The organism is Streptomyces sp. NPDC059582, from assembly GCF_042735715.1.
GTDB lineage: Bacteria > Actinomycetota > Actinomycetes > Streptomycetales > Streptomycetaceae > Streptomyces.
In genome coordinates, this window is sequence record NZ_JBHWCC010000040.1 from 62857 (window position 1) to 75666 (window position 12810).

At 72.5% G+C, this 12810-nt stretch carries 9 protein-coding genes; 8 read left to right on the forward strand and 1 reads right to left on the reverse strand.

The window, feature by feature from the left end; all coding sequences use genetic code 11:
* The first annotated feature begins 67 nt into the window (after positions 1-67).
* The 8 genes from ACFV0T_RS29170 to ACFV0T_RS29205 all read left to right on the forward strand — a co-directional run bounded on the left by ACFV0T_RS29170 (position 68) and on the right by ACFV0T_RS29205 (position 10962).
* Positions 68-1246, forward strand: a complete 1179-nt coding sequence (locus ACFV0T_RS29170; protein WP_385785330.1) for an acyl-CoA dehydrogenase family protein — start codon at positions 68-70, stop codon at positions 1244-1246.
* A gap of 9 nt (positions 1247-1255) precedes the next feature.
* The gene (locus tag ACFV0T_RS29175) at positions 1256-2113 is read left to right on the forward strand and encodes an oxygenase MpaB family protein (RefSeq protein ID WP_385785333.1); all 858 of its coding nucleotides are present in this window, start codon (positions 1256-1258) and stop codon (positions 2111-2113) included.
* Positions 2114-2169: 56 nt separating this feature from the next.
* On the forward strand, positions 2170-4407 hold the full coding sequence (locus tag ACFV0T_RS29180) for a tetratricopeptide repeat protein (RefSeq protein ID WP_385785335.1): 2238 nt from the start codon (positions 2170-2172) through the stop codon (positions 4405-4407).
* A 52-nt stretch (positions 4408-4459) separates the two neighbouring features.
* Positions 4460-6028, forward strand: a complete 1569-nt coding sequence (locus ACFV0T_RS29185) for a phytoene desaturase family protein (protein WP_385785337.1) — start codon at positions 4460-4462, stop codon at positions 6026-6028.
* A 90-nt stretch (positions 6029-6118) separates the two neighbouring features.
* The gene (locus ACFV0T_RS29190; protein ID WP_385785340.1) at positions 6119-6700 is read left to right on the forward strand and encodes a GNAT family N-acetyltransferase; all 582 of its coding nucleotides are present in this window, start codon (positions 6119-6121) and stop codon (positions 6698-6700) included.
* A gap of 54 nt (positions 6701-6754) precedes the next feature.
* Entirely contained in the window at positions 6755-7867 is a 1113-nt protein-coding gene (locus ACFV0T_RS29195; protein ID WP_385785342.1) for a nitronate monooxygenase, read from the forward strand.
* On the forward strand, positions 7864-9414 hold the full coding sequence (locus tag ACFV0T_RS29200; RefSeq protein WP_385785344.1) for an acyl-CoA synthetase: 1551 nt from the start codon (positions 7864-7866) through the stop codon (positions 9412-9414). Before ACFV0T_RS29195 ends, ACFV0T_RS29200 begins: the two co-directional genes overlap by 4 nt.
* A gap of 45 nt (positions 9415-9459) precedes the next feature.
* Positions 9460-10962 carry an acyl-CoA synthetase gene (locus ACFV0T_RS29205; protein WP_385785347.1) on the forward strand — a complete coding sequence of 501 codons (1503 nt, stop codon included), beginning with the start codon at positions 9460-9462 and terminating at the stop codon, positions 10960-10962.
* Between the two features lie 68 nt (positions 10963-11030).
* Here the strand turns inward: ACFV0T_RS29205 and ACFV0T_RS29210 are convergent, their stop codons facing one another.
* Positions 11031-12656 carry an acyl-CoA synthetase gene (locus tag ACFV0T_RS29210; protein ID WP_385785350.1) on the reverse strand — a complete coding sequence of 542 codons (1626 nt, stop codon included), beginning with the start codon at positions 12654-12656 and terminating at the stop codon, positions 11031-11033.
* Positions 12657-12810: the final 154 nt, after the last annotated feature.

The following is a 12810-nucleotide window of genomic DNA, read 5'->3' on the forward strand; positions in this document are numbered from 1 at the left end:
CCCAATTTCTGCAACACGTTCTACGGTGTGCGCCGTCAGGACCGGTCAAAGGGACCCTGGAGGCGCCGTGCACCTCGATCACACGCCCGAGCAGCAGCGGCTGCGCACCGAACTGCGTGCCTACTTCGCCGGACTGGTGCCGGACGACGCCTCCGCCCGGCACACCGATCCCGCCGCCCAGAAGCGGTTCTACCGCGAGACCGTCCGGCGGCTCGGCGCGGACGGCTGGCTCGGCGTGGGCTGGCCGAAGGAGTACGGCGGGCGCGGCCTGACGGCGATGGAGCAGTTCATCTTCTTCGACGAGGCGGCCCAGGCGGGTGTGCCGCTGCCGCTGATGGCCCTCAACACCGTCGGGCCGACGATCATGCAGTTCGGCACGGAGGAGCAGAAGGCCCACTTCCTGCCGCGCATCCTCTCCGGCGAGATCGACTTCGCCATCGGCTACAGCGAGCCCGACGCGGGCACGGACCTGGCCGCCCTGCGCACGCGCGCGGTGCGCGACGGCGACGAGTACGTCGTCGACGGCCAGAAGATCTGGACCACCAACGGCGACACCGCAGACTGGGTCTGGCTCGCCGTGCGCACCGACCCCGGCGCCCCGCCCCACAAGGGCATCACGATGCTGCTGGTGCCGACCACCGACCCCGGCTACTCCTGCACCCTCATCAACACCCTCGCCGGACACGACACCACGGCGAGCTACTACGAGAACGTCCGCGTCCCCGTCTCCCGCCGGGTCGGCGCCGAGAACCAGGGCTGGCGGCTGATCACCAACCAGCTCAACCACGAGCGCGTGACCCTCGCCGCGCACGGCACCATGGCCGTCCGCGCCCTGCACGACGTCCAGCGCTGGGCCACGGAGACCAAGCTCGCCGACGGCCGCCGGGTCGTCGACCTGCCGTGGGTGCGTCGCCTGCTCGCGCGGACCCACGTTCGGCTCGACGCCCTCAAGCTCCTGAACTGGCAGATGGTGACCGCCGTCCAGAACGGCACCCTCACCCCGCAGGACGCCTCCGCCGTCAAGGTCTACGGTTCCGAGGCCCGCCGGGACGCCTACGCCTGGCTCCTGGAGATCGTGGCGGCCCCGGGCGCGCTCCAGGACGGCTCGGCGGGCGCGGTCCTGCACGGCGAACTGGAACGCGGCTACCGCTCGGCGGTGATCTTCACCTTCGGCGGCGGCAACAACGAGATCCAGCGGGAGATCATCTCGTGGATAGGTCTGGGTATGCCCCGGGTGCGGCGTTAACCTGCGGGCATGGAGTCCCGATCCGTACCCGACCCCGGGCTGTTCGGCCCGGGATCCGTGACCTGGCAGCTGCACGGCGACCCCATGATGTGGGTCGCCGGCGTCCGCGCGCTGTACCTTCAGGCGCTGCATCCGCGCGCGGTGCGCGGGGTCATGCAGAACTCCGACTTCCGGCGGGACGCCTGGGGCCGGCTGATGCGCACCGCGAACTTCGTCGGCACGACGACGTACGGCACCACCGAGGCCGCCGAGCGGGCGGGCGCCCGGGTCCGCAAGATCCACACCATGCTGTCGGCGACCGACCCGGAGACCGGGGAACGCTACGGAGTCGACGAACCCGAGCTGCTGCTGTGGGTGCACTGCGCCGAGGTCGACTCCTATCTGCACGTCCTGCGCCGCTCCGGCTACCCGCTCACCGACGCCCAAGCCGACCGCTACCTCGCCGAACACCGGGTCGGCGCACGGCTGGTGGGCCTCGACCCGGACGCCGTCCCCGCGAACCGGGCCGAGATGGCGGCCTACTTCGAGAAGATGCGCCCCGAACTCGCCGCCGGGCCCGAGGCGCGCACGGTGGACGACTTCCTGCTCCGCCCGCCGACGCATCCCCTCCTCGTCCCGGCGCGCGAGGTGCTGTGGCGGCGCGTGGCGCAACTGGCGTACGCCGCTCTGCCGCCGTACGCCCACACGTTGTACGGCAGGCCGGCCCCGGCAGCCGCCACGGTCACCCGCCGGCTGCGCGCCACCGGCACCCTGTTGCGCTGCGTTCCCGCACGTGTGCGCTGGCAACTCCCGCCCAAACACATCCTCCGCGCGATGGCCCGCCTCGGCCCCGACGCTCGCCCGGCACCGTACAAAGTCGGGCGATAGGTCGTCATACTGGACGAGCCAGGGGAGGGCGGGGCGAACGGGGGCGACCGTACGACATGGCGGAGAGCAGGCTGATCCAGGGCCGTTACCGGCTGCTCGACCTGATCGGGCGCGGTGGCATGGGCGAGGTGTGGCGGGCGCGCGACGAGTCGCTCGGCCGGCACGTCGCAGTGAAGTGCCTCAAGCCGATCGGCCCGCCGCACGACCAGTCCTTCACCCGGGTGCTGCGCGAGCGGTTCCGGCGCGAGGCCCGGGTGGCCGCGGGCCTCCAGCACCGCGGGGTGACCGTGGTCCACGACTTCGGCGAGTCCGACGGCGTCCTGTTCCTGGTCATGGAGCTCCTGGAGGGCCGCAACCTCTGCCAGTTGCTGGAGGACAACAGGAATCACCCGCTGCCCGTCGCCGACGTCGTCGAGATCGCCGACCAGGTCGCCGCCGCGCTCGCCTACACGCACCGGCAGGGCATCGTGCACCGCGACCTCAAGCCCGCCAACATCGTCCGGCTCACCGACGGGACGGTGAAGATCTGCGACTTCGGCATAGCGCGCCTGGGCCACGACATCGGCTTCACCTCCCGGCTGACCGGCACCGGCATCGCGATGGGTACGCCGCACTACATGTCGCCGGAGCAGATCGGCGGTACCGAGGTCGACCAGCGCAGCGACCTCTACTCGCTCGGCTGCGTGCTGTACGAGATCGCCACCGGTGCCCCGCCGTTCGACCTCGACGACGCCTGGGCGGTCCTGCTCGGCCACCGCGACACCCCGCCCCGGCCGCCGCGCAGCCACCGCGCCGAACTGCCCGAGTACTTCGAGCGGATCATCCTGGACCTGCTCGCCAAGCAGCCCGAGCAACGACCGTACGACGCCCGCGAGCTGGGCCGCCGGATCAGCGCGGGCCGCACCACACCGACGTACGTGCCGACCGTGGTGACCCCCCGGCCCGAACTGCGCCCGCCCAAGCCGGCCGCCCGCGAGCCACGCCTGCCGTCCTGGACCCGGGGCATGACCACCGGTCACAAGGCGACCGAGGCCGGGCCGCGCACCCCGCCCCCGGACGCCGGAGCCGCACTCACCGGCGAGTGGATCGCGCGCCCGGTCGCCGGCCGGCCCGCGCGGCCCCGGCCGGACGCGGCGCCCGCCCCCGACCCGGGAACGCTCACCGCCCTCGCCGGCCGGCACAACGCCGGGCTCAGCCTGGGCCGCCTCGGCCGCTGGAGCGAGGCAGGCGAGGTGCACCGCGCGGTCGCCGCCGAACGCGAACACCTCCTCGGCGCCGACCACGCCGACACCCTCGCCAGCCGCTACGAGGTCGCCTTCACCCTCAGCCGGACCGGGCGCGCCGCCGACGCGCTGCGCGAGTACAAGCAGGTCGCCGCGGCCCGTACCCGCGCGCTCGGCGCCGACCACCCCGACTCGCTCGCCGTCCGCCAGGAGATGGCCTATGTGCTGGGGCAGCTGGGCCGCCACTTCGACGCGCACCAGGTCTACAGCGCGGTGCTCGCCGCCCGGGAGCACACCATGGGCCCCGACCACCCCGACACCCTGCGCTGCCGCCACAACCTCGCCTTCAACCTCAGCAGGCTCGGGCGCCTGGAGGACTCGTACCGCATGGCCTGCGAGGTGGCCGCCGCCCGCGCCCGGGTGCTCGGCCCCGACCATCCGGACACCCTGGTGACCCGTTACGAGGTCGCCTACGCGCTCGGTCAGCTGGGCCGCTGGCCGGAGGCGCTCCGGACGTACCGCGAGGTCGCCGAGGCCCGCGCCCAGGCCCTCGGCCCGGACCACCCCGACTCCCTCGCCGCCCGCCACGAGACCGGCATCAGCCTCGGCCGCCTGGGCCGCAGCGCGGAGGCACTCACCCTCTACCGCGACCTCGTCGACGACCGCACCCGCGTCCACGGCGCCGGCCACCCCGAGACGCTGCGCGCCCGGCACGGACTCGGCGTCAACCTCGGCCGCCTCGGCCGCTGGGAGGAGGCCCTCGCCGAGTCCCGTGACGTGTGCGCGATCCGCGAGCGGGTGCTGGGCGCGGACCATCCGGACACCCTGGTCAGCCGGCGCGAGGTCGCCGTAGGCCTGGGCTGGCTCGGCCGCTGGTCGGACGCGCTGGCCGAATACCGGCGGGTGGCGTCGGCCCGCGAGCGGGTGCTGGGCGCGGACCACCCCGACACCCTCGCCAGCCGCAACGACGAGGCCCACTGCCTGGAACAACTCGGCCGTGGCGCGGAGGCGGTCGAGCTGTACCGGCGGGTGGCGGCGCTGCGGCAGCAGCAGACCTCGGGCGGCCGCTGACCCGGGCGCCCGCCCTCTGGCCGACCTAGATCACTTCGTGTTACCAAGGACCATGCCTGCACACGAGGGAAACCGCAGCTACGACGCCGTCATCGTCGGCGGAGGGCACAACGGCCTGGTCGCCGCCGCCTATCTGGCCCGCGCCGGACGCTCCGTGCTGGTGCTGGAGCGGCTGGAGCGCACCGGCGGCGCCGCCGTCTCCACCCGCCCGTTCGTCGGCGTCGACGCACGGCTGTCGCGCTACTCGTACCTGGTCAGCCTGTTGCCGAAGAAGATCGTGCGCGATCTGGGCCTGGACTTCCGGGTGCGCGGGCGGACCATCTCCTCGTACACGCCCGTCGAACGCGACGGACGGTCCACCGGCCTGCTCGTCGGCAGCGGCGAACGGCGCAACCGGGAGGCCTTCGCGCGACTCACCGGCGGCCCGCGCGAGTACGAGGCATGGCAGCGCTTCTACGCCATGACGGGCCGGGTCGCCGAACGGGTGTTCCCGACCCTGACCGACCCGCTGCCCACCCGCGAGGAACTGCGCCGCCGGGTCGACGACGAGGACGCCTGGCGGATGCTGTTCGAGGAGCCCCTCGGAGTCGCCGTCGAGGAGAACTTCGCCGACGACCTGGTGCGCGGGGTCGTCCTGACCGATGGGCTGATCGGCACCTTCGCCGACGCCCACGACCCCTCGCTGAAGCAGAACCGCTGCTTCCTCTACCACGTGATCGGTGGCGGCACCGGCGCCTGGGACGTACCCGTCGGCGGCATGGGCGCCCTGACCGACGCCCTGGCCGCCGCCGCGCGCCAGGCCGGTGCCGTCCTCGCGACCGGGCACGAGGCGCTGCGGATCGACACGGACGGGCGCACCGCGCAGGTCACCTATCGCACGGCCGACGGAGAGGGCGTCGCCGAGGCCCGGCACGTCCTGGTCAACGCCTCCCCGCAGCAACTGGCCGCCCTCACCGGTGACACCCCGCCCGCTCCGGCGGAGGGCGCCCAGCTCAAGGTGAACATGCTGCTCAAGCGGCTGCCGAGGCTGCGCGACAGCTCCGTCGACCCGCGCGAGGCGTTCGCCGGGACCTTCCACATCGCCGAGGGCTACGGACAACTCGGTGCCGCGCACGCCCAGGCCGCCGCCGGTGATCTGCCGACCGCGCCGCCCTCCGAGATCTACTGCCACTCCCTCACCGACCCGACGATCCTCGGCCCGGACCTGGTCCGGCAGGGCTACCAGACCCTCACCCTGTTCGGTCTGCACACCCCGGCCCGACTGTTCGCCCGCGACAACGACGCCGTCCGCGCGGAGCTGTTGAAGTCGACGCTGGCTCAGCTCGACGCCCACCTCGACGAACCCCTCGCCGACTGCCTCGCCACCGACGCCGACGGCCGTCCGTGCCTGGAGGCGAAGACCCCGCTGGACCTGGAGCGCGACCTGCGGCTGCCCGGCGGCAACATCTTCCACCGCGACCTGTCCTGGCCGTACGCCCAGGAGGACACCGGCCGCTGGGGTGTGGAGACCCGGCACGCCAACGTGCTGCTGTGCGGGGCCGGCGCGGTGCGCGGCGGCGGGGTCAGCGGGGTGCCGGGGCACAACGCGGCGATGGCCGTGCTGGGTGAGGGCGACGGCTGACCGAGGCGATGGGGGTCGGCCGACCGGCGTGGTGAGGGTCGGCCGACCGGGGCGGCGCGGGCCCTGGCGCCGGGCACCTACCATCGGCCGATGGACATGACAGCCGTACGACTGGAGGCGCCCGCCACGCCCACGGCGCCCGCCCTCCTCCTGCGTCCCTGGACCCAGGCCGACGCCACCGCCCTGGTCGAGCTCCACCGGGACGCGATGCTGCGCCGCTGGACCAGCGCAGCCGTGGACGACGAGGAGGGTGCGGCGCACTGGGTGCGGGTGCAGCAACGGGGCTGGGCGGCGCGGGACCGCTTCGCGTTCGCCGTCCTGGAGACCCGAGCCGACGGCGCCGACGGGCTCCCGGCCGGACACGTGGTCCTGAAGAGACCCGTCGCCGGAGCCGCGTCCGCCGAGGTCGGCTACTGGACCGCCGCGCCCGCCCGCGGCCGGGCCGTGGCCCCGCGAGCCCTGCGCGCCCTCGTGGACTGGGCCTTCGCCGCGTTCGCCGCCGACGGACTGACCCGGCTCGGCCTTCTGCACCAGCAGGACAACACCGCGTCCTGCCGTGTCGCGCAGAAGGCCGGGTTCGCGTTCACCGCCCCGCGGCCCGCGGCCCCGCCCGCCTTCCCCCTCGACGGTCACCTGCACACCCTCGTCCGCGAGCAGCGGCCAAAAATCTGACGGAGCATCAGAAAAGGTCTTCCGTCGGCGGGACGGCTGCGGCATCCTGCGCCCATGCAGACGGAGCTGAGCAGGAAACTGGGCGTCGAGCACGCCGTCTTCGGCTTCACGCCGTTCCCCGCCGTCGCCGCGGCCATCAGCCGGGCTGGCGGCCTCGGCGTGCTCGGCGCGGTCCGCTACACCGCCCCGGACGACCTCAAGCGCGATCTCGACTGGATCGAGGCGCATCTCGACGGCAGGCCCTACGGCCTCGATGTCGTCATGCCCGCGAAGAAGGTCGAGGGCGTGACGGAGGCCGAAGTCGAGGCGATGATCCCCGAGGGGCACCGGCGGTTCGTCACCGACACCCTCGCCAAGTACGGCGTGCCCGAGCTGGCCGAGGGCGAGGCGTCCGGCTGGCGCATCACCGGCTGGATGGAGCAGGTCGCCCGCACCCAGCTCGACGTCGCCTTCGAGCACCCCATCCGGCTGCTCGCCAACGCCCTCGGCTCGCCGCCCGCGGACGTCGTGGCGCGTGCGCACGACCGGGGCGTGCTCGTGGCCGCGCTCGCCGGCAGTGCCCGGCACGCCCGCAAGCACCGGGACGCCGGCATCGACGTCGTCGTCGCCCAGGGCTACGAAGGCGGCGGTCACACCGGGGAGATCGCCTCCATGGTGCTGACCCCCGAGGTCGTCGAGGCCGTGGCCCCGCTGCCGGTACTCGCCGCCGGCGGCATCGGCAGCGGACAGCAGATCGCCGCCGCCCTCGCGCTCGGCGCCCAGGGTGTGTGGCTGGGCTCGCTGTGGCTCACCACCACCGAGGCCGACCTCTCCTCGGCCGCCCTGACCCGCAAACTGCTCGCCGCCGGCTCGGGGGACACCGTCCGCTCGCGGGCCCTGACCGGGAAGCCCGCGCGCCAGCTCCGCACCGAGTGGACCGACGCCTGGGACGCCCCGGACGGACCAGGCACCCTCCCCATGCCCCTCCAGGGCCTGCTGGTCGCCGATGCCGTCTCCCGCATCCAGAAGTACGAGATCGACCCCCTGCTCGGCACACCCGTCGGCCAGATCGTCGGCCGCATGAACAGCGAACGCCCGGTCCAGGCCGTCTTCGACGACCTCACCCGAGGCTTCGAGCAGGCCGTCGACCGCATCAACCGCATCGCCGGAAGGAGCGGCCAGTCGTGAGCACACCCCCCACCGGATTCTGGGCCCAGGCCACCGTCGAACCCGACCGCCCGGTCCTCGTCGCCCCCGACGGCGAACAGTGGACCGCCGGACGCCTGCGCGCCGCCGCCAACCGGCTCGTGCACGGGCTGCGCGCGGCCGGACTCGAACGCGGCGACTCCTTCGCGGTCGTCCTGCCCAATTCGGCCGAGTTCTTCACCGCCTACCTGGCCGCCACCCAGGCCGGGTTCTACCTCGTCCCCGTCAACCACCACTTCGTCGCCCCCGAGATCGCCTGGATCGTCGCCGACTCCGGCGCCAAGGTGCTGATCGCCCACGAGCGCTTCGCGGGCCCCGCCCGCCAGGCCGCCGACGAGGCCGGACTGCCGGCCGACAAGCGGTACGCCGTCGGCACCGTCGAGGGCTTCCGCCCGTACGCCGAACTCCTCGACGGACAACCGGAGTCGGCGCCCGCCGACCGCACCCTCGGCTGGGTCATGAACTACACCTCGGGCACCACCGGCCGGCCCCGGGGCATCCGCCGCCCGCTGCCGGACAAACTCCCCGAGGAGTCCTACCTCGGCGGCTTCCTCGGCATCTTCGGCATCAGGCCCCACGACGACAACGTCCACCTCGTCTGCTCGCCGCTCTACCACACGGCCGTCCTCCAGTTCGCGGGCTCCTCCCTGCACATCGGCCACCGCCTGGTGCTGATGGACAAGTGGACACCGGAGGACATGCTCCGGCTCATCGACACCCACCGGTGCACACACACGCACATGGTCCCGACCCAGTTCCACCGGCTGCTCGCCCTGCCCGAGGACATCAGGCGGTCCTACGACGTCTCCTCCATGCGGCACGCCATCCACGGCGCAGCGCCCTGCCCCGACCACGTCAAACGTGCCATGATCGACTGGTGGGGCCACTGCGTGGAGGAGTACTACGCGGCCAGCGAGGGCGGCGGCGCCTTCGCCACCGCCGAGGACTGGCTGAAGAAGCCGGGCACCGTCGGCAAGGCCTGGCCCATCAGCGAACTCGCCGTCTTCGACGACGACGGCAACCGGCTCCCGCCCGGCGAACTCGGCACCGTCTACCTGAAGATGAACACCGGCGGATTCTCCTACCACAAGGACGAGGCCAAGACGCGCAAGAACCGCATCGGTGACTTCTTCACCGTCGGCGACCTGGGCCTGCTCGACGAGGACGGCTACCTCTACCTCCGCGACCGCAAGATCGACATGATCATCTCCGGTGGGGTCAACATCTACCCGGCCGAGGTCGAGTCCGCGCTGCTCGCCCACCCCGCCGTCGCCGACGCCGCCGCCTTCGGCATCCCGCACGACGACTGGGGCGAGGAGGTCAAGGCGGTCGTCGAACCGGCCCCCGGCCATGAACCCGGCCCGGACCTGGCCGCCGCGATCCTCGACCACTGCGCCGGACGGCTCGCCGGCTACAAACGCCCGAAGACGGTCGACTTCGTCACGGAGATGCCCCGCGACCCCAACGGCAAGCTCTACAAGCGACGGCTGCGCGAGCCGTACTGGGAGGGCCGGACCCGGGCGGTGTGACGAGCCGCTTGACCTCCCTCTTGCGCGCACGCAGGATCAGGTCCCATGACGCCTGGACACGGGAGCACGGTCGACGGGGTGCTGCGGCGCAGCGCCCGTCGCACCCCGGCGCGCGTCGCGGTGGGCTACCGCGACCGCACCTGGACCTACGACGAACTCGACACGGCCGTCTCCCGCGCGGCGAGCGTCCTGCTCGACGAGGGTCTCGCCCCCGGCGACCGGGTCGGCGCCTACGGTCACAACTCCGACGCCTACCTGATCGCCTTCCTCGCCTGCGCCCGCGCGGGCCTGGTGCACGTACCGGTCAACCAGAACCTGACCGGCGACGACCTCGCCTACATCGTCGGCCAGTCGGGCAGCGCGCTGGTCCTGACGGACCCGGACCTGGCCGGGCGGCTGCCCGCCGGAGTCCCCACGCTGCCGCTGCGCGACAGCGACGACTCCCTGCTGGCACGGCAGGCGGCGGCACCCGCGTACGACGGCCCCGAGCCACGCGCCGAGGACCTGGTCCAGCTCCTGTACACCTCGGGGACGACGGCCCTGCCCAAGGGCGCGATGATGACCCACCGCGCCCTGGTCCACGAGTACCTGAGCGCGATCACGGCCCTCGACCTGAGCGCGGGCGACCGCCCGGTGCACTCCCTCCCGCTGTACCACTCGGCGCAGATGCACGTGTTCCTGCTCCCCTACCTGGCGGTCGGCGCGACGAACGTCATCGTCGACGGGCCGGACGGCGACACGCTGTTCGACCTGATAGAGGCGGGGAGCGTGGACAGCCTGTTCGCGCCGCCGACGGTGTGGATCGGCCTGGCGAACCGCCCCGACTTCACCACCCGCGACCTCGGCGGCCTGCGCAAGGCCTACTACGGGGCGTCGATCATGCCGGTCCCGGTGCTGGAACGGCTGCGCGAACGCCTGCCGAAGCTGGGCTTCTACAACTGCTTCGGCCAGAGCGAGATCGGCCCGCTGGCCACGGTCCTCGCCCCCGGCGAGCACAAGGGCCGGATGGACTCCTGCGGCCGTACGGTCCTGTTCGTGGACGCCCGGGTCGTCGACGAGGACGGCAAGGACGTCCCCGACGGCACTCCCGGTGAAATCGTCTACCGCTCACCGCAGTTGTGCGAGGGCTACTGGGGCAAGCCCGAGGAGACCGCCGAAGCCTTCCGCGACGGCTGGTTCCACTCCGGCGACCTCGCGGTGCGTGACGCCCACGGCTACTTCACCATCGTCGACCGGGTCAAGGACGTCATCAACTCCGGTGGCGTCCTGGTCGCCTCCCGCCAGGTCGAGGACGCGCTGTACACCCACGAGGGCGTCGCCGAGGTCGCCGTCGTCGGCCTGCCCGACGAGCGCTGGATCGAGGCGGTCACCGCGGTCGTCGTCCCGCGCGGCGAGGTCACCGAGGCCGAACTCATCGCTCACGCCCGCGAGAAGCTCGCCCCCTTCAAAGCGCCCAAGCGGGTGCTGTTCGTGGAGGGACTGCCGCGCAACGCCAGCGGGAAGATCCTCAAGCGGGAGCTGCGGGAGCGGTTCGACGGCCACGCGTGAGCGGCCTCGGGTCGGGCCTCGGATCCAGCCCCGGATCTGGGTCCCCCGCGGCGCGGCAGCCGGTGGCGTCAGCGGTCCTGGGCCACCGCCACCTCCCGCGCCCATCGGTAGTCCGCCTTGCCGCTCGGTGAGCGCCGGATGGTGTCGGCGATCACCAGCTGGCGCGGGATCTTGTACCCGGCGAGGTGGGTGCGGCAGTGGGCCTGGATGTCCTCCAGGGACGGCCGCGCCGCGCCCGTGCGCAGCTCCACCACGGCCGCCACATGGTTGCCCCACTGGACGTCCGGCACCCCGGCCACCAGCGCGTCGTACACGTCCGGATGGGACTTGAGCGCCTGCTCGACCTCCTCCGGATACACCTTCTCGCCACCGGTGTTGATGCACTGCGAGCCGCGGCCGAGGACGGTGACCACGCCCTCCTCGTCGACGGTCGCCATGTCACCTAGCAGCACCCACCGCTCGCCGTCCTTCTCGAAGAATGTCTCGGCGGTTTTCCTCGGGTCGTTGTAGTAGCCGAGCGGCACGTGTCCGCACTGGGCGACCCGGCCGGTCTCACCGACGGCGACGGGCTCGTACGTCCCCGGATCGACGACCTGCGTACGGGAGTTGACCCGGATGCGGAAGCCGCGTTCGGGGCCCGAGTCCGCGGTCGCGGTGCCGTTGAAGCCGGACTCGGAGGAGCCGAAGTTGTTCAGGAGCATCACGTTCGGGACGAGGGCGAGGAACTGCCGCCGCACGGTCTCCGACATGATCGCGCCCGAGGACGACACGCTGAACATCGAGGAGCAGTCCGTGCCCTTCATGGGGCCGCTCAGCGCGTCGATGAGCGGGCGCAGCATGGCGTCACCGACCAGCGACATGCTGGTGACCCGCTCCCTCTCGACCGTGCGCAGCACTTCCTCGGGCACGAACTTGCGGTGCAGCACGACGCGTTGACCGAAATTGAAGCCGATGAACGCCGTGAGGGTGGAGGTGCCGTGCATGAGCGGGGGAGTGGGGAAGAAGGTGATTCCCGACCCGCCGGCCGCGACGCGCTCGGCCAGCTCCTCCGGCTTGCGCACCGGCTCGCCCGTCGGCGCACCGCCGCCGAGCCCGGAGAAGAACAGATCCTCCTGACGCCACATCACACCCTTGGGCATCCCGGTGGTCCCGCCGGTGTAGATGATGAACTGGTCGTCGCCCGAGCGTGCCGGGAACCCGCGCCCGGGCGACCCCGCGGCCTCCGCCTCCGCGAACGGCACGGCGTGCAGCGAGGGTTCGGAGGCCCCGGCTCCCGGCGCCCCCACCCGCAGCAGATGCCGCAGCCTCGGTGCCCGGGGCAGCGCCGCCGCCACCCGGTCCGTGAACTCCGCGTCGAAGACCAGCGCCACCAGATCGGCGTCCCGGTAGAGGTAGATCAACTCCTCTTCCACATACCGGTAGTTGACGTTCACCGGAACGATCCGCGCCTTCAGGCACGCCAGCACGGTCTGGAGGTACTCGACGCCGTTGTACAGGTGCAGCCCGAGGTGCTCGCCGGGGCGTATCCCGGCGGCGGTGAGGTGGTGGGCGACGCGGTTGGCCGCCGCGTCGAGCTCCGCGTACGTCAGACGCCGCTGCGCGCCCGTGCCGGGGTGGTCGACGTACACCAGCGCCTCGCGGTCCGGCACCACGTCGACGACCGACTCGAACAGGTCGGCAAGGTTGTACTCCACCGTTCCTCCTGACCCCGGGCGTGCCTGGCATCCGACGGTTCGCCGGTCATCAGAGCAAACGGCGCGACAACTGGGAAGGGTCCGCGCGAATAAATCTGACTGTCTGTCAGAAAACCCTTGAAGTGCCTCCCCGCCTACTGCAACCTGTTCTCGT